The 16,965-nt window shown below is 64.3% G+C and carries 13 protein-coding genes, 1 tRNA gene and 1 pseudogene; 2 read left to right on the forward strand and 13 right to left on the reverse strand.

Going from position 1 to position 16,965, the window contains the following annotated elements; all coding sequences use genetic code 11:
• Positions 1 to 136: 136 nt before the first annotated feature.
• The 10 genes and pseudogenes from rplQ to M5E06_RS07600 form a co-directional block, all read right to left on the reverse strand.
• On the reverse strand, positions 137 to 565 hold the full coding sequence (gene rplQ / locus M5E06_RS07555) for a 50S ribosomal protein L17 (RefSeq protein ID WP_109073821.1): 429 nt from the start codon (positions 563 to 565) through the stop codon (positions 137 to 139).
• A 160-nt stretch (positions 566 to 725) separates the two neighbouring features.
• Positions 726 to 1,742 (reverse strand): DNA-directed RNA polymerase subunit alpha, encoded by a 1,017-nt coding sequence (locus M5E06_RS07560; RefSeq protein WP_085089782.1) that lies wholly within the window; start codon positions 1,740 to 1,742, stop codon positions 726 to 728.
• Between the two features lie 135 nt (positions 1,743 to 1,877).
• Entirely contained in the window at positions 1,878 to 2,276 is a 399-nt protein-coding gene (gene rpsK / locus M5E06_RS07565) for a 30S ribosomal protein S11 (protein ID WP_012974490.1), read from the reverse strand.
• Positions 2,277 to 2,291: 15 nt separating this feature from the next.
• Positions 2,292 to 2,660, reverse strand: a complete 369-nt coding sequence (rpsM, locus tag M5E06_RS07570) for a 30S ribosomal protein S13 (RefSeq protein WP_012974491.1) — start codon at positions 2,658 to 2,660, stop codon at positions 2,292 to 2,294.
• Positions 2,661 to 2,842: 182 nt separating this feature from the next.
• Positions 2,843 to 4,195 carry a hypothetical protein gene (locus M5E06_RS07575; RefSeq protein ID WP_252137717.1) on the reverse strand — a complete coding sequence of 451 codons (1,353 nt, stop codon included), beginning with the start codon at positions 4,193 to 4,195 and terminating at the stop codon, positions 2,843 to 2,845.
• A gap of 84 nt (positions 4,196 to 4,279) precedes the next feature.
• Positions 4,280 to 5,450: pseudogene (locus M5E06_RS07580) on the reverse strand (IS30 family transposase).
• Positions 5,451 to 5,707: 257 nt separating this feature from the next.
• Positions 5,708 to 6,184, reverse strand: a complete 477-nt coding sequence (locus M5E06_RS07585) for a tetratricopeptide repeat protein (protein WP_252137718.1) — start codon at positions 6,182 to 6,184, stop codon at positions 5,708 to 5,710.
• 303 nt (positions 6,185 to 6,487) lie between these two features.
• Entirely contained in the window at positions 6,488 to 8,629 is a 2,142-nt protein-coding gene (gene fusA / locus M5E06_RS07590; protein ID WP_252137719.1) for an elongation factor G, read from the reverse strand.
• 228 nt (positions 8,630 to 8,857) lie between these two features.
• Complete coding sequence (locus M5E06_RS07595) at positions 8,858 to 9,205, reverse strand: RidA family protein (RefSeq protein WP_252137720.1); 348 nt, start codon at positions 9,203 to 9,205, stop codon at positions 8,858 to 8,860.
• A 97-nt stretch (positions 9,206 to 9,302) separates the two neighbouring features.
• Complete coding sequence (locus M5E06_RS07600; protein WP_252137721.1) at positions 9,303 to 10,055, reverse strand: trypsin-like serine peptidase; 753 nt, start codon at positions 10,053 to 10,055, stop codon at positions 9,303 to 9,305.
• Positions 10,056 to 10,130: 75 nt separating this feature from the next.
• On the opposite strand from M5E06_RS07600, the gene M5E06_RS07605 reads away from it, so the two are divergent.
• On the forward strand, positions 10,131 to 12,395 hold the full coding sequence (locus M5E06_RS07605) for a DNA topoisomerase (RefSeq protein ID WP_252137722.1): 2,265 nt from the start codon (positions 10,131 to 10,133) through the stop codon (positions 12,393 to 12,395).
• A gap of 131 nt (positions 12,396 to 12,526) precedes the next feature.
• Positions 12,527 to 13,714, forward strand: a complete 1,188-nt coding sequence (locus tag M5E06_RS07610) for a hypothetical protein (RefSeq protein ID WP_252137723.1) — start codon at positions 12,527 to 12,529, stop codon at positions 13,712 to 13,714.
• A gap of 94 nt (positions 13,715 to 13,808) precedes the next feature.
• Here the strand turns inward: M5E06_RS07610 and M5E06_RS07615 are convergent.
• The 3 genes from M5E06_RS07615 to lon all read right to left on the reverse strand — a co-directional run bounded on the left by M5E06_RS07615 (position 13,809) and on the right by lon (position 16,874).
• Positions 13,809 to 13,883, reverse strand: a tRNA-Val gene (locus M5E06_RS07615).
• Between the two features lie 107 nt (positions 13,884 to 13,990).
• On the reverse strand, positions 13,991 to 14,263 hold the full coding sequence (gene hbs, locus M5E06_RS07620) for a non-specific DNA-binding protein Hbs (protein ID WP_012974523.1): 273 nt from the start codon (positions 14,261 to 14,263) through the stop codon (positions 13,991 to 13,993).
• 199 nt (positions 14,264 to 14,462) lie between these two features.
• The gene (gene lon, locus M5E06_RS07625; protein WP_252137724.1) at positions 14,463 to 16,874 is read right to left on the reverse strand and encodes an endopeptidase La; all 2,412 of its coding nucleotides are present in this window, start codon (positions 16,872 to 16,874) and stop codon (positions 14,463 to 14,465) included.
• Between the last annotated feature and the right edge of the window lie 91 nt (positions 16,875 to 16,965).

Consider the following 16,965-nt stretch of genomic DNA (forward strand, 5'->3'; position numbering starts at 1 on the left):
AAACCCTCCCTCCGGGGGGTGTCCCCGGAGGAAGGGTCTAACATATCACCGATATCGGCGGTTCCGTCCTGCACGACACGGGGCCCTGAGGCCCGATGCCGCACAGTCAGGAGAACCGGCGCGATGCCCGGTCATATCACTCGGCGGTCTCGGCTTCGGCCTCGACGGCATCCTGCGTCGGGCCCGAATCCTGACCCTTGGCGGAGACGTCGCGGTCGACCAGCTCGAACACCGCCATGTCGGCGGCGTCGCCATAGCGGAAGCCGGCCTTCAGGACGCGGCTGTAGCCACCCTGGCGATCCTTGTAGCGGTCGGCCAGCACCGTGAACAGCTTGGTGACCGTGTCGTTGTCGCGCAGCTGCGCGAAGGCCAGACGACGGTTGGCCAGGCCACCCTTCTTGCCGAGCGTGATCAGCTTGTCGACGATCGGACGCAGGTCCTTCGCCTTCGGCAGGGTGGTGGTGATCTGCTCGTGCTTGATCACCGCGTTCGCCATGTTCGAGAACATGGCCTTGCGGTGGCTGCTGGTCTTGCTGAACTTACGTCCCGAAACGCCGTGACGCATGGCGGTCCTCCTTCATGGCATGGCCCCCCTCGGGGAGCCGATCGTGAACCCCGCCGCCCAGTCGTAATGCTGGTACGGCGATGGGGTCGGGCCGTTTCGGCCCTGGGAAATGCGCCCTCCCCGCCCAAGGGCGGGAAGGACGCGGAAACAAGCGAGATGCTTAGTACGGCTCTTCCAGACGCTTGGCCAGCTCTTCGATGTTCTCCGGCGGCCAGTTCGGGATTTCCATACCGAGGTGCAGGCCCATCTGGGACAGCACTTCCTTGATCTCGTTCAGCGACTTGCGGCCGAAGTTCGGGGTGCGGAGCATTTCCGCTTCCGTCTTCTGCACCAGATCGCCGATGTAGACGATGTTGTCGTTCTTTAGGCAGTTGGCCGAACGGACCGACAGTTCCAGCTCGTCCACCTTGCGGAGCAGGTTCTTGTTGAACGGAACCTCCTCGTGCTTCTCCTCGGAGACGGCGTGCGTCGGCTCCTCGAAGTTGATGAACAGCTGCAGCTGGTCCTGCAGGATGCGGGCGGCGAGTGCCACCGCGTCGTCCGGCTTGACCGAACCGTTGGTCTCCACCGTCATCGACAGGCGATCATAGTCGGTGACCTGCCCGACGCGGGCATTGTCGACCTTGTAGGACACCTTGCGGACCGGGGAGAACAGGGCGTCGATCGGAATCAGGCCGATGGGCGCGTCTTCCGGACGGTTCTGGCTGGCCGGGACGTAGCCCTTGCCGGTCTCGACCGTCAGTTCCATGTTCAGCCGCGCGCCGTTGTCCAGCGTGCAGATGACCAGTTCCGGATCCATGACCTGGATGTCGGGACCGGTCTCGATCATGCCGGCCTTGACCTCGCCCGGGCCTTCGGCGCGCAGGCGCATGCGCTTCGGGCCGTCGCCGCCCATGCGCAGACCCATCGTCTTGATGTTCAGGACGATGTCGGTCACGTCCTCGCGGACGCCGGGAATGGACGAGAACTCGTGCAGCACGCCGTCGATGTGGATCGACGTGACGGCGGCACCCTGCAGCGAGGAGAGCAGGATGCGGCGCAGGGCGTTGCCCAGGGTCAGACCGAAGCCGCGTTCCAGCGGCTCGGCGACCACCGTCGCGAAACGGTCGGCGTCGTCACCGGGCTGGATGTCCAGCTTGCTCGGCTTAATCAGTTCCTGCCAGTTCTTCTGAAGCACGGATCGACCTCAAGATGCCATCGGGTGAACACGAACCCGCGGGGCCCGAACCATTCCCATGCTGAGGGGACCGCGATGGCTGCGGCCCCCTGTCCCGGAATGGCTGGTCCCCGCGGGTGCGGAAACAATGCTAAATCAGACGCGACGCTTCTTCGGCGGGCGAACGCCGTTGTGCGGGATCGGCGTGACGTCGCGGATCGACGTGATCTGGAAGCCGATCGACTGCAGGGCGCGCAGGGCGGACTCACGCCCCGAACCCGGACCCTTCACTTCAACTTCCAGGGTCTTCATGCCGTGTTCCTGGGCCTTGCGGCCGGCGTCCTCGGCAGCGACCTGGGCGGCGTAGGGCGTCGACTTGCGCGAACCCTTGAAGCCCATGGTGCCCGACGACGACCAGGCAATGGTGTTGCCCTGCGCGTCGGTGATGGTGATCATCGTGTTGTTGAACGAGGCGTTCACGTGAGCGACGCCGGCGGTGATGTTCTTGCGCTCGCGGCGACGCAGGCGCTGAGAAGCAGCGGAGGGCTTGGCCATTTTGCGTTCGTCCTCTTACTTCTTCTTGCCGGCGATCGGCTTGGCCGGACCCTTGCGGGTGCGGGCGTTCGTGTGGGTGCGCTGGCCGCGGACCGGCAGGCCCTTGCGGTGACGCAGGCCACGGTAGCAGCCCAGGTCCATCAGACGCTTGATGTTCATGGCGACTTCACGACGAAGATCGCCCTCGACGCGGTAGTCTGCGTCGATGGTCTCGCGGATCTTCAGGACTTCGTCGTCCGTCAGCTCGTTCACGCGACGCTCCGCCGGGATTTCCAGCTTCGCGCAGATTTCCTTGGCCTTGAAGGGGCCGATGCCATGGATGTAGGTCAACCCGATCTCCACGCGCTTCTGCGCGGGGATGTTGACGCCAGCAATACGCGCCACGCTACTCTCCTCAGTCTCGATATCTCAACGGCAGCCCGTCGGGCCGCCTACACACCGAGCAAATCCCGCCCGGCACAAGGCCGGAACTGGGAACGCACAATGTTACCCGCCACCCCTGTGGGACGGCGAGAGGGTGCGACTATAGAAAAACCGCGGAGCTTGTCAAGGTGAATTGCCGGCCGTTATTCGGCCGGAACCGGCCGCCGGACCGGCGCCGGGCCACCCGCGGCCTTTGCAAGGCCGGCTCCCAAGGTGTCGTCCGGTGCGCCCTCGACCGGAGCCGGCCGCAGCGGCATCCGGCCGGCGTTCAGCAGAGCACGGTCGCGCAAGACTTGCGGCAGGTCGAGGCTAAGCTTCAATTCGATGTTGCGCCAGATCTGGCGCAGGCGCTGGACATGCAGATCCTCGCCGATCGCCTGCACCACCGATTCGAGATTCTCCAGCGTGATGCCGCGGTCGGCCAGCAGCACCGCGCCCTTGCCGTCGGTCTTCGGGCAATTCAGCGCCTGCATCAGCCGTGGCCGCGACTCCGGCCGGCTCATGAAGCGTTCGATGTCGAAGATGGTGCGGACATTGATGACCCGCAGCGCCTCGATCTGGTCGAGGTCGAGTGCCAGGATCAACTGCGCCTGCGCCACCCAATCCATCGTCTCGTAGATGCCGTAGGGCGTTTCGACGAACAGCAGGATCGGGTTTGCCGTGGCCAGATTCTGCACGTCCTCGATCTCGAACTCGGCAAGTCGGAATTTGATGGCCGAATCGATGCCGAGAATCATGTCGATCGGATATTCGCGGATAATGCTCTGGGCCCGCGGATCGATCCGCCGGATCTGCAATTGCGGCACCCGGCTCAGCAGCGTTTGCAGGCCGAGTTTGGGGAAGAAGCCGGTCAGGAAGGCCACCAGCAATTCCGGCACGCCGTCACCGACCGCGCCCTCCGGCGCGATCTTCGCAATGTCCATATAGGCGTGATGCAGCGTGACCGCAGTGATGCAGGCCAGGATGATGTGGTCGGTCACCCGCAGGAAAGAGATCGGCGATAGATCGTAGTTGGAAATGCGACGGATCAGGTAGTCGATCGACCAGACATAGGCGCCGAAGAAAGCGAAGGACAGAACCGCCACGGTCTGGAGCTGGTAATGCACCAGATCCATCGGCGTGACCCCGTCAACTCCGTACAGCGTCATTCCGCTGAACAGCGGCTGAAAATGGTCCAACCGGTCCTTGCCCAGCAGCATGCCGCTGGAGGTCAGAAAGCCGCTGAAGGACACCATGATGAAGACCAAGACCGGAAAGAAATAGGCGCGCCATTCCGACGGCTGCGTGTTGTCCGGTCCCTGCGGCAGCGCGCGGTACTTATAGGCCGCGAATTCGAAGGAGGGGATCAGCTGGTCGTGATCCTGCCCCTCGATGCGGAAGACCGACTCCAGGTCCGCGATGATCTTCTGCCGCACATTCTTGATATTGCTGCGGCCGATGAAGATCGTCAGCGGGAGGATGAAGGACAGGCCGAGCAGACCGAGTGCGCTCAGCACCCGCAATTCACCGACCCGCGGAATCAAGCTGAAGTGCGACAACACGTTTTTGTTGATCGGGCGGCCTGCTTTTTATCGATCGCGTCAGGAGAGGAGAGCTCGTACCGGTAGTCCATAGGCTTGATCCGCGCGCCTCCATCGCGATGGCGGATCAAGCCTGTGGACCCACCGGTGCGAGCGGCGGGGCAGGGGAGGCCTGCTGGTTTCACGGCCTCTCATGGCGCTCAGGCGTAGCTGGTATTCACCGCCCGATCTTCGAAGCCGCCAGATTGACCGCAAAGACTTCGGCTGGCGTCCTGTAGTCAAGGCAGCGGCGTGGCGTATTGTTGAGCCGCTTCGCGAGGGCGGCAAGTGCTGAGCCATTGCGCTCCGCTACAGGGATGCCCAGAGGCAAATATCGCCGCAAACGTCCGTTGGCATTTTCAACGCCACCTTTCTGCCAGGGACTGTGCGGATTGCAAAAGTAACTGTCCAACGATAGGCTTTTGTAGGACAGAAACTCCGTTCCCCGGTCAAAAGTAATGGTCCGGCATGCATGATGTGGAAATTTGCCAAGCACTGTTGCGATCCGGCTGATCACCTCGGCTGAGCGACGATCCTCATTGGCTATGAGGATGTGGTATCGGCTCTGACGCTCCTGAAGAGACGTGATGTTGGATTTTCCGAACTGAGGGCTGAAGATCACCAAGTCACATTCCCAGTGCCCGAAACTCTGCCGGGTCTCCACCTCGGCCGGACGATTGGCGATCGAGCGCTCGGCGGGAATCGGACTGCTGCGTGGTTTGCGACCCATACGCTTGCGGCGCCGACGCCGGGCGACGGCCAAAAGCGCATAGAGATTGAGGGTTTTCCCTTCCGGTCCATAGATGAAGCGGTAGATCGTCTCGTGCGACACTGTTGCGCCATCAGAAGCATCCAGTTTGAGGCGGCCAGCAATCTGTTGCGGCGACCAGCCCTCGCGCAGCTTGGCGATCACGTGGTCGCGCAGAACCGGCTTGAGCGTCAGTTTCAATCGACGCCGAGAGCGTCGATCACGGGCATACTTCTGGGCGCTGGTGCAGAAGTAGCCCTTGTACTCCTGGCCCCAGCGATCCCGGAACGGGTCGTGATAGAAGTTGCGCCGGATTTCCCGGTGGATGGTCGACCGGTGACGGCCCAAAGCCTCGGCGATCACCGTCACCGGCATCTTGGCGTCGCGCATGTCCTGGATGCGGCGGCGCTCTGCGAAATCGATCTGCGAATAATGTTCACCCATCAGCGCTCACGACCCGTAAAGCCCTGTGATTACAAGAAAGTTGCACTTCAGAATAGAACCTACCGACCACATGGATCACTTCGTCGAACATCACGCCCCCGGCCGGCCTCCAGCCCGCAGTACCGACACGCCGCTTTCCTGACGTGCAGCCACGACAACGCAACCTCGTTACGGTCGCGCCGCCGAAGGGTATACTCTCATTGAGTGATTTTCAGCGAAATTCTGCGCGCGATAATCTGCGGCGCAAGCCGGTCCGCTTAGAGGTTGGTGCCCGCAATCCGATGACGGATCGCGTCGGCCTGGATTCGGACACGGCTGAGATGCGGGTTGATCTTCAGTGCCGCATCGAACGCCCGGAGCGCCGGCATTTCGTCGCCCAGCGCCAGATAGACGAGGCCCAACTCGACCAGCGCCCCGAAATGACGGGGTTCGAGCGACAGGGCATGGCGGAGGTCCAGCATGGCGGCGCGATAGTCGCCCAGCATGTAATGGGCGGCGGCGCGCTTGTTCCATCCTTCGGCATAGGACGGGTCGCGGGCGACCACCGCGTCGAAGGCGTGCAGCGCCGACTCGTAGTCGTCGCCGTTCAGGCCGAGCACCCCGGCGCGCATGTCGTGCACCATCACCGGGTCGGGATGTTCCAGCCAGAAGTCCCAGATATGCTCCTCCACCGATTCGGCATAGGCGGCGTCGGTGGCGCTGTGCAAGGCCTGGAAAAGACTGTCGAGACGCATGTTTCCCTGCCCCGCGCCAGCCGGCACCCCGAGGGTCAGCAGCAAAAGCACTGTCAAGGAAAAGAAGCGTCGAATCATCATGCTCCAAATTTGGGCACGGATTCGGCGAGCTGCCAACTATTTTTTGGTTGCAAAACGCTAAAGAATTGGTCAGAGGCGCTGCCCTTGGGCTTTAGAGCCGCAGGCCTATGCCCCCTATACCATTGGTACAGGCCGAAGAATGGTCGGAAACGGCGGACGGCCGGCGGATCGCTCCGCCGGCCGTCTGCTTTACCGGGTGTGTCCCGATCGTCTGGAGGACGATCAGGCGGCCTTGTTACGGCCGGCCACGATTTCGTCAGTGACGTTGCGCGGCACCGGCTCGTAGTGGCTGAACTCCATCGTGTAGGACGCACGACCCGAGGTCATGCCGCGCAGCTGGCCGATGTAGCCGAACATTTCGTTCAGCGGGACATTGGCCTCGACGGCAATGTTCGAACCACGCTCCAGCTGGCCCAGGACGGTGCCGCGACGACGGTTCACGTCGCCGATGACATCGCCCAGGTAATCGTCGGGGGTGACGATCTCGACCTTCATCACCGGCTCGAGCAGGATCGGGCCGGCCTTCGGCAGAGCCTCACGGAAGCAGGCCTTGGCGGCGATTTCGAACGTCAGGGCGTTCGAGTCGACGTCGTGGTACTTGCCGTCCACCAGCCGGGCGCTGAAGTCCACAGTCGGGTAGCCGGCGAGGACGCCGTCTTCCTTCTGCATCTCCAGGCCCTTCTTGACCGACGGGACATATTCGCGCGGAACCGTGCCGCCGACGGTCTCGTCGAGGAACTCGAAGCCCTCGCCCCGCTCGCGCGGCGCGAAGATGATCTTCACCTCGGCGAACTGGCCCGAACCACCGGTCTGCTTCTTGTGGGTGTAGGTGTATTCCACCGGCTTGGTGATCGTCTCGCGGTAGGCGACCTGGGGCTTGCCCATGTTGCCTTCCACGCCGAACTCCGTGCGCATACGGTCAAGCGTCACTTCCAGATGCAGCTCGCCCATGCCGCGCAGGATGGTCTGGCCGGTTTCACGGTCGGTCTCCAGGCGGAGCGACGGATCGGCGCGGACCATCTTGCCCAGAGCGATCGAGAACTTCTCCTGCTCGCCCTTGGTCTTCGGCTCGACCGAGACGCTGATGACGGGGTCGGGGAAGCGCATGCGCTCCAGGATGACCGGCGCGGAGGCGTCGCACAGCGTGTCACCGGTCTCAGTCTCCTGCAGGGAGACGAGCGCGATGATGTCGCCGGCGCGGGCTTCCTCGATCGGGTTGGCGTCCTTCGCGTACATCTCGACCATGCGGCCGATCTTCTCGCGCTTGCCGCGGGTCGAGTTCAGGATCGACATGCCCTTGGTCAGCACGCCCGAATAGACGCGGACGAAGGTCATCGAGCCGTAGGTGTCGTTCAGCACCTTGAAGGCCAGCGCCGAGAAGGGCGCGTCGTCGGAGCTGAGACGCTCGCCGTTCGGGTTGCCGTCCTCGTCCACCGTCTTGATCGCCTCGACGTCGGTCGGAGCCGGCAGCAGGTCGACGACCGCGTCCAGAACCTGGCAGACGCCCTTGTTCTTGTAGGACGAGCCGCAGAGCACGGGCGTGAAGGCGCTGGTGATGGTGCCCTTGCGCAGGCAGGCGCGCAGAACGTCGGGCGAGGGCTCCTCACCCGAGTCCAGGTAGGCTTCCATCGCCGCCTCGTCCATTTCCAGGGCGGTGTCGACGAGCTCGGCGCGCAGGGCCGGGATGCTGGCGATGTTGTCCAGGTCTTCCTTGACCGACAGGTTCAGCTTCTGGGCGAGATCGTCGGTGACCTCCCAGGTCTCCCACTTGGCGTCCTTGTCGTCGGAGAACCAGACATAGGCCTTCATCTCGACCAGATCGACCATGCCGCGGAAGTTGTCTTCCGAGCCGAGCGGGACCTGGATGCAGACCGGACGCGCGTTCAGGCGGGTCTTGATCATGCTGACGCAACGTTGGAAGTTCGCGCCCGAACGGTCCATCTTGTTGACGTAGCAGATACGCGGGACGTTGTAGTTGTCCGCCAGACGCCAGTTGGTCTCCGACTGCGGCTCCACGCCGGCGACGCCGTCGAACACCACGACCGCGCCGTCGAGCACGCGGAGCGAGCGGTTCACCTCGATGGTGAAGTCCACGTGGCCCGGGGTGTCGATGACGTTGATCTTCTTCTCACGCCAGAAGGCCGAAACGGCGGCCGACTGAATGGTGATGCCGCGCTTCTGCTCCTGCTCCATGTAGTCGGTCGTGGTCGACGTCTTCAGATCCTTCGTCTCGTGGACGTCGATGATCGTGTGCTTGCGACCGGTGTAGTACAGAATACGCTCGGTGGTCGTCGTCTTGCCCGCGTCGACGTGGGCGATGATGCCGATGTTCCGAATGTCAGACAGTGGCGTTTGGCGCGGCATGTTGCGGTTCCATTGCAGTAACGCGACAACCGAAGCGCGACCGTCAGGGTCGTCCGCTTCGGCGGCAGAGGTTGGTCGGGGTTTTACGGGCGATCTGTTAAGGCGTCATTAACATTCCGTAAACCGACAAGCAATTTGTCGGAATATTGAAGCGCGCGGCCCTCACAGCGTTCGGGCCACGCCGGCACACCCCAACCGAGGCTGCCGGGTCGCCCCGTTTCCGCCGCCTTATTTAGCAGCGGTGACCTGAATTTCAACGAGATACTCTGGAGCGGCCAGCTTGGCTTCCACCGTGGCGCGGGCCGGCGGATTGGCCGGATCGACCCAGGCGTCCCAGGCCTTGTTCATGGCGCCGAAGCTGGCGATGTCCACCAGATAGATCGTGGCCGACAGCAGCTTGCTCTTGTCGCTGCCCGCTTCCGCCAGCAAGGCGTCGATCTGGGCCAGGATCTGGGCGGTCTGACGCTCGACGTCGGGCGTCGGCTCGTCGGCGACCTGACCGGCGAGATAGACCGTGTCCTTGTGGACGACCATCTGGCTCATGCGCGGTCCGGTGTGGAAGCGCTGGATCGACATTGCGGAAAGACTCCGGGTTCCGAGGGGCTCGAAAAAGACGGGGGTACGTCTATGCCATTCGGGGCCGCACGCGAAGCGAAAAATGCGTTTCAGCCGCTCAGGGCTGCCCCGCAGCGCTATCCTTCGCCAAAAGTGCGGCGAAACGCGCGGACGGAACCGCAAAATTGCGCACGGCCGGGCCGGGTCCGGCGGCAACGCCGACTCCGGCGACCGACCAGCCCTCTCCGTTCGCCCTGGGCGTCCGCACCAGCAGCGGCCCGCCGCTGGTTCCGCGCGTGGCGTCGCAATCGTGCGCCAGCAGGCCGGCGCTTTCCCCCAGAAGATGACAGTCGCTGTCGGCCATCAGGATCTGCGCCCGGTCCTGGCTGTATCCGCCGAGCATCACCGGCGTTCCCGGCGGCAGCTGTCCGGCGCTGAGGGGCAGCGGAGGAGCCGACTCCGGCGCAGGCTGCGACAGGGTCAGCACCGCCCAGTCGGCGGCGACCTTCGGAGTCGCCGATGCGGGATCATAGGCCGGGTCGGTCGCGACGCGCGCCACCGTGACATGGCGGGTGAACTCCCCCCGGTCATAACCGAACAGGACATGCAGGGAGGACGCCTGCAGGAAGCGCCGCGTGCGCGGGTTGAACAGGCAATGGCCGGCGGTCACCACCGTGTGCCGGCCAACCAGCGCCCCGGTGCAGCGGCCAGCCAGGTTGGTCTGCACCCGGACGATACTGTTCCAAGGCTCCGCGGTCGCATCCACCGGCGCCCGCCGGTCCCCGGGCCCGACGCCGGGAAGCAGCGGCCGTTCCGCATGGGCGCCGGAGGCGACGGCCGACACCACGAGAGCAAGCGCGGCTGCGACCATAAGGCCAAGGCCAAGGCTGCGCCGAGCCCACGCATGTTCTTGCTCCGTTTCCCTCAATCCCGTATCCTCCGACGCATGGCGACGCTGATCATCACCGAAAAATCCAGTCAGGCGAAGGACCTGCGCGCAGCCCTGGGCGACCGCTACGGCCGCATCCTGCCGGCCGAGGGCCATTTGCTGCGGCTTGCCGAGCCGGATGAGGTCGACCCCGCCTGGAAGCGCTGGACGCCGACGCTGCTGAAGCCCGACGGGCTCTTTCCCACCCGGCCCGACCAGGGCGGCAACAAGGCCGCGAAGCTGCAGGCGATCACCGCCGCGCTGCGCGCCTGCGACGAGGTGATCCTCGCCACCGACTGCGACCGCGAGGGCCAGCTGATCGGCCAGGAGATCCTGGAGCATGTCGGCTATCGCGGCAAGGTGCGGCGCGCGCTTTTCACAGCTCAGGACCCGAAGACCCTGCGCGATGCCTTCGCCCAGCTGAAGCCGAACGACTCCATGCGATCGCTCTATGAGGCGGCGGTAGCGCGCCAGCAAGCCGACCAGATCTACAACCTGTCGCTGACCCGCACGGCGACCAAGACCCTGCTGGCCCCCGGCACCCGCGGCGTCATCGGCATCGGCCGGGTCAAGACGCCGACACTGGCCATCGTGTGCCTGCGCGAGCTTGAGATCCGCAACTTCAAGCCCGAGGATTATTTCGAGGTCGTGGCGACCGCCACCGTGGCGGAGGGCAGCTTCCTGATGCGCCACGCCCCGGCGCCGAAGGACCGCATCAAGGACCGCGCCGCCGCCGAGGCCATCGCCCGCGCCGCCGACAACCACCACGGCCCGCTGACCGTGACGGTGGAGGAGAAGCGGCAGGCGCCGCCCAAGCTGTACGACCTGCCCTCGCTGCAGAAGACCTGCGGCCAGCGTTGGGGCTGGACCGCCGACCGTACGCTGGCGGTGGCGCAGGAGTTGTATGACGGTGAGGGCAAGAAGCTCATCACCTATCCGCGCGCGGAGGCGCGTTACCTGTCGGAGAACCAGATCGCCGACGCGCCGGCCATCGTCGGGGCGCTGACCCGGCTGCGCGGCTTCGCCCATCTCGACATCGCCCGGCCGGTGATCCGCAAGGGCAAGTCCGGCCATTTCTGCGACAAGGCGTTGGAAGGCGTGTCGCACCATGCGGTGATCCCCAACGTCAATGTGCTGGACGATCTGGAGTCGCGGCTGTTCCGGCTGACCGACGACGAAAAGCGGCTGTTCGCGCTGATCTGCCGCTCCTATCTCGCCGCTGTGATGCCAGATTACGAGTATCGCCAGACCAGCGTGACCATGCCGGTCCCGGTGCCATTGGCTGAAGGTGGCAAACCGGTCGCCTTCCGCGCCGTCGGCCGTATCCCGCTGAAGCTGGGCTGGAAGGCCGCCTTCGGCTCCGCCGAGAGCGACGACCGCTCCGGCGGCAAACCGGAGGAGGAGGCCGAGCAGACCCTGCCGCCACTGACCGACGGCGAATCGGCGACCCTGAGCGATCCCAAGGTAGAGGCCAAGCGCACCCAAGCGCCGCCGCGCTACAACGAGGGCACGCTGGTCGACGCCATGCAGAACGCCTGGCGGTTCGTCGAGGATCCACCTCTGCGCGACCGGTTGAAGGAAGCCAAGGGAATTGGCACCCCGGCCACTCGCGCCGAGGTGATCAAGGGGCTGCGCAAGCAGAACCTGCTGGGCGCGGACGGCAAATGGCTGGTGCCCACCCCTGCCGGGCTGCATCTGTTCGAAACTCTGCGCGCCGCCGCCCCCACCCTGGTCGATCCCGGCACCACCGCGCTGTGGGAAATGAAGCTGGACGAGGTGGTGACCGGCCGTGCCGATTTCCGCCGGGTGATCGACGCAATTGCCAGCGAGGCCGACCGACTGATCGGCGCGTTGGTCGGACAGCGCGGTACCGCGCTGGATCTCGGCTTGCCCGCCGCCAAGGTCCGATTCGCCCGGCGCGGCACTCCGGGACGAAGCACGACGACGCGGGGCGGCGGCGCCGTGTCGGGCGATGTAACGAAGCCTGCACGACGGCGGACCCGCAAGGTTGCAGCTCCCGCCGAGGGGGAAGCGCCGGCGCCGAAGCTGCGGCGCACCCGCAAAGCCAAGGGTGCCAGCGGCGCCCCGCAGGCTGCCGCAGTGGCTGAAAGCGCGCCGGCAGAGGCATCGCCCATTCCGGAGTCGCGGCGCCGTCGTGAACCGACCGAGCGTATGGTTGCCTTCGCCCGCAGCTTGGCAGAACGCAAGGGCATCGCCCTGCCCGACCCGTGCCTGCGCGATTTCGATCAATGCCGCAGTTTTCTGGATCAGCACGCGCGCTGAGCACCGCCAACCGCCGGGTATCGGTTGTGTATTAGCGCAGATTTGCGCGATTTTAGTGATATTGATTGCTGGACGAGACCTGCTCTGTCGGTAACTCTTGTGGAAGTCTCAATCAATGCTGAGCACTTCCCATGAGATTTTCCAGCCCGACCTCGCGAACCGTCACCGCAGCCGCGCTGACCCTGGTGGCGACAGCCCCTGCGCTGGCCCAGAGCCTACCGAGCTACGGCGGCGCCAGCGTGACGCAATGTATCCCGTTCGCGAATTTCCAATCGGTGTCTTTCACCGATCCGCCGAAGCTGAATTTCAGCATTGCCGGCGACAGCACCATCCACACGGTGACGATGGACACCGGATCGGTCGGCGTCGCCATGTCCGCCACCAACATCCCCAACTATGAGACGCTGAAAACGACGCCGGGCGCCAAGCCGGGCACGCAGTTCCTGTCGAGCAGCAAGGTGCTGTGGGTCGGCACCTGGGTGCCGATGACGGTCACGCTCTATGACCGCGGCAACAAGCCTGTCGCGACCTCCGAGGTCTTGATCCTGGGCGTGGAGCAATCAGGCCGCTGCGACAGTTACCAGACCGACCAGAAAATTTGTCCCAACCTGCCCGCGCCTGAGAAGCCGGTGCTGTATATGGGCGTCGGCTTCGGCCAGGAGGCCGATTTCCAGCCGCAAGGCACACCGGACAAGAATGTCCTGCTGAACCTGCGCAGCGTGAACGGCCAGCCCGTCGCCGATGGCACGCTGAACAAGGGTTACATCATCGGCCGCCAGGGCATCCAGGTCGGCCTGACCGACGCCAACACGTCCGGCTTCCGCTTCGCCCAGTTGGCCCCCTACCCGCAATATCCCGGCGACTGGATGATGCCGCAGGGCTGCATCACGGTTAATCCGGAGGTGAACCGCAATGCCGACGGTCCGGTCTGCACGACGGCCAACATCCTGGTCGATACCGGGATCCCGCAGAGCTACATGACGCTGCCGCCTGCGATCCAATTCGACAAGGTGCAGCAGGCCGATCTGAGCGAGCCGACAAAGATGGTATGGGTACTGGCGCCCAACACGTCGGTGGCTGTCCAGATTCCGAATGCCGGCAATCCGATCGCCACCGACGCCTTCATCGTCGGGGCCGGCGCACCGAACGAGCCGGCACAGGTGATCCCCTCCAGCACCGAACCGCCCCCGCCTGCTCCCAAGAAGGCGCCGTTCATCAACACCGGCCGCCATTTTCTGCGCCAATACCAATTCCTATATGACGCCAAGCAGGGGTATGTCGGCATGAAGGACCAGCCCAATCCTTGCGGCGAGCAGTAACCGGCAATGGGGCGCCCACCCGGCGCCCCACACCATGCGGACATGAAAAAAGCCCCGGAACGGGGCCTGACTGCATGGACAGCAATGGAGATGATGGTGGGCGATGAGGGGATCGAACCCCCGACATTCTCGGTGTAAACGAGACGCTCTACCGCTGAGCTAATCGCCCGTACCTGAAAAATCATGCACTGAAATGCAAGCCGGCCGGGTGGTTGCCCGGCCGGCCGCACTATGCCCTGAGCGGGCCGGAAACTTCAAGCTTGCTGAACCTCACGCTCAGTTCAGAGCGTCCTTGAGGGTCTTGCCCGCCTTGAACTTCGGCTGCTTGGATGCCGGGATGTCGATCTTCTCGCCGGTACGCGGGTTGCGGCCCTCGGTCGCGGGGCGCTCGGCCACCGCAAAGGTGCCGAAGCCGACAAGACGGACTTCATCGCCGTTCTTCAAGGATTCGGCGATGCTGTCGAACACGGCGTCGACGGCCTTCGTGGCGTCGGTCTTGGACAGACCGGACGCTTCGGCAACATGCGCCACGAGATCGTTCTTGTTCACGCAATCCCCCTTCGAAATTCAGCAAATACTGAAAGACAAAAGCCGCCCCAGGACTTTTCGTCCACGACTTTTTGGAAGCAAAGGATAAGCACAGCGTTTGCCGCCCGTCAATTCCCGACGGGCGGCAAAGCTCCTATTGTCCCAAAAGTCGACTGCCCCGCGACGGCTATGATCAGATCATGGCCGTTCTGGACCCGGATCAGTGACGCAGGACCTCGCCGTCGGCACCCTTCTCCTGGGCCTTCGCCGCGGCCGGATCAACCTCGGGCTCGGTCCACTCGATGGGCTCCAGCGGACGGACCAGCGCGTTGCGCAGCACCTCGTCCACCGTGCCGACGGGCAAGATCTCCAGCCCGCGCTTCACGTTGTCCGGGATGTCCGCCAGGTCCTTCTCGTTGTCCTTCGGGATCAGCACATGCTTGATGCCGCCACGCAGAGCGGCCAGCAGCTTCTCCTTCAGTCCACCGATGGGCAGGACCCGGCCACGCAGCGTGATCTCGCCGGTCATCGCCACGTCCTTGCGGACCGGAATGCCGGTCAGCACCGAGACGATGGAGGTGGCCATGGCGACACCGGCCGACGGGCCGTCCTTCGGCGTGGCGCCTTCGGGAACGTGGACGTGGATGTCCTTCTTCTCGAACAGCGTCGGCTTGATGCCGAAGGCGACGGCGCGCGACTTGACGTAGCTCTCGGCCGCCTGGACCGATTCCTTCATCACGTCGCCCAGCTTGCCGGTGGTGGTGACGCGGCCCTTGCCGGGCAGGCCGACGGCCTCGATCGACAGCAGTTCGCCGCCGACCTCGGTCCAGGCCAGACCGGTGGTGACGCCCACCAGATCCTCCAGCTCCGCCTCGCCGTAATGGAAGCGGCGGACGCCGGCATACTTGTCGAGGTTGCGGCGGGTAACCGAAACCTTGGCGTTGCCGCCCTTCAGAAGGATCTCCTTCACCGCCTTGCGGCAGAGGTTGGCGATCTCGCGCTCCAGCGAACGGACGCCGGCTTCCCGCGTGTAGTAGCGGATCAGGTCGCGCAACGCGTCGTCGGAGATGGCGAACTCGCCCTTCTTCAGGCCGTTCGCCTCCACCTGCTTCTCGATCAGGTGACGCTTGGAGATTTCGACCTTCTCGTCCTCGGTGTAGCCGGCGACGCGGATAATCTCCATACGGTCCAGCAGCGGCTGCGGCATGCGCATCGTGTTGGCGGTGCAGACGAACATCACGTCGGACAGGTCGTAGTCGACCTCCAGGTAATGGTCGTTGAAGGTACCGTTCTGCTCCGGATCCAGAACCTCCAGCAGGGCGGACGACGGGTCGCCGCGCCAGTCGGCGCCGAGCTTGTCGATCTCGTCCAGCAGGAAGAGCGGGTTGGAGGACTTGGCCTTCTTCATGCCCTGGATGACCTTGCCGGGCATCGAGCCGATATAGGTGCGGCGGTGACCGCGCACCTCGGCCTCGTCACGGACGCCGCCGAGCGACATGCGGACGAAGTTGCGGCCGGTCGCCTTGCCGATCGACTTGCCGAGCGAGGTCTTGCCGACGCCTGGCGGGCCGACGAGGCAAAGAATGGGCCCCTTGACCTTGTTCATGCGGTTCTGGACGGCGAGATACTCAAGGATGCGCTCCTTGACCTTCTCCAGACCGTAATGGTCGTCGTCCAGCACCTTCTGGGCCAGCTTCAGGTCGCGCTTCACCTTGGTGCGCTTCTTCCACGGAATGGACAGCATCCAGTCAAGGTAGTTGCGGACCACGGTGGCTTCCGCGGACATCGGGCTCATCGACCGCAGCTTCTTCAGCTCGGCCAGAGCCTTCTCGCGGGCTTCCTTGGAGAAGCGGGTCTTGTTGATCTTCTCTTCCAGTTCCGCCGATTCGTCGCGGCCGTCCTCGGTCTCGCCAAGTTCCTTCTGGATCGCCTTCAGCTGCTCGTTCAGATAGTACTCGCGCTGGGTCTTCTCCATCTGCCGCTTGACGCGGTTGCGGATGCGCTTTTCCACCTGCAGCACGCCGATCTCGCCTTCCATGAAGGCATAGACCCGCTCCAGGCGCTCAGACACGGTGGCGCATTCCAGCAGCTGCTGCTTTTCCGGAATCTTCAGCGCCAGATGCGAGGCGACGGTATCGGCCAGCTTGCCGGCTTCCTCGATCTGGTTGATCGAGACCAGCACCTCCGGCGGGATCTTCTTGTTCAGCTTGATGTACTGCTCGAACTGGGAGACGACGGCGCGGCTCAGGGCTTCGAGCTCCTGGTTCTCGCCGGTCTTTTCCTCGACCAGTTCGGCCTGGGCCTGGAAGAACTCCTCATTGTCGGCGAACTTGGTGATGGCGGCGCGCTGGCCACCTTCCACCAGCACCTTGACGGTCCCGTCCGGCAGCTTGAGCAGCTGCAACACGGTGCCGACGGTGCCGACGCTGTAGATGTCGGCCGGAGTCGGATCGTCCTGCGCGGCGTTCTTCTGGGTGACGAGCAGGATCTGCTTGTCATCCTTCATCACGTCTTCCAGCGCGCGCACGGACTTCTCGCGCCCGACGAACAGCGGCACGATCATGTGGGGGAAGACCACGATGTCGCGCAGCGGCAGGACCGGGTAGAGGGCACCACGGGAGAGTTCGATCATGGGCAGGGCCTCAATGAATGGATCGCCGCCAGCCCGGAATGGGCCTGACACAGCCCCCGCCTCGGGTTGAGCGCGGGGATCGCCTACGGCA

Origin of the sequence: Azospirillum sp. A1-3 (assembly GCF_023806445.1) — a bacterium.
Lineage (GTDB): Bacteria > Pseudomonadota > Alphaproteobacteria > Azospirillales > Azospirillaceae > Azospirillum.

Coding starts and splice junctions, on each gene's coding strand:
- M5E06_RS07610 (WP_252137723.1), top strand. CDS start 12,527: ATGAGATTTTCCAGCCCGACCTCGCGAACCGTCACCGCAGCCGCGCTG.
- M5E06_RS07595 (WP_252137720.1), bottom strand. CDS start 9,205: ATGTCGATCCAGCGCTTCCACACCGGACCGCGCATGAGCCAGATGGTC.
- rpsK (WP_012974490.1), bottom strand. CDS start 2,276: ATGGCCAAGCCCTCCGCTGCTTCTCAGCGCCTGCGTCGCCGCGAGCGC.
- rplQ (WP_109073821.1), bottom strand. CDS start 565: ATGCGTCACGGCGTTTCGGGACGTAAGTTCAGCAAGACCAGCAGCCAC.
- lon (WP_252137724.1), bottom strand. CDS start 16,874: ATGATCGAACTCTCCCGTGGTGCCCTCTACCCGGTCCTGCCGCTGCGC.
- M5E06_RS07605 (WP_252137722.1), top strand. CDS start 10,131: ATGGCGACGCTGATCATCACCGAAAAATCCAGTCAGGCGAAGGACCTG.
- M5E06_RS07585 (WP_252137718.1), bottom strand. CDS start 6,184: ATGCGTCTCGACAGTCTTTTCCAGGCCTTGCACAGCGCCACCGACGCC.
- fusA (WP_252137719.1), bottom strand. CDS start 8,629: ATGCCGCGCCAAACGCCACTGTCTGACATTCGGAACATCGGCATCATC.
- M5E06_RS07600 (WP_252137721.1), bottom strand. CDS start 10,055: ATGGTCGCAGCCGCGCTTGCTCTCGTGGTGTCGGCCGTCGCCTCCGGC.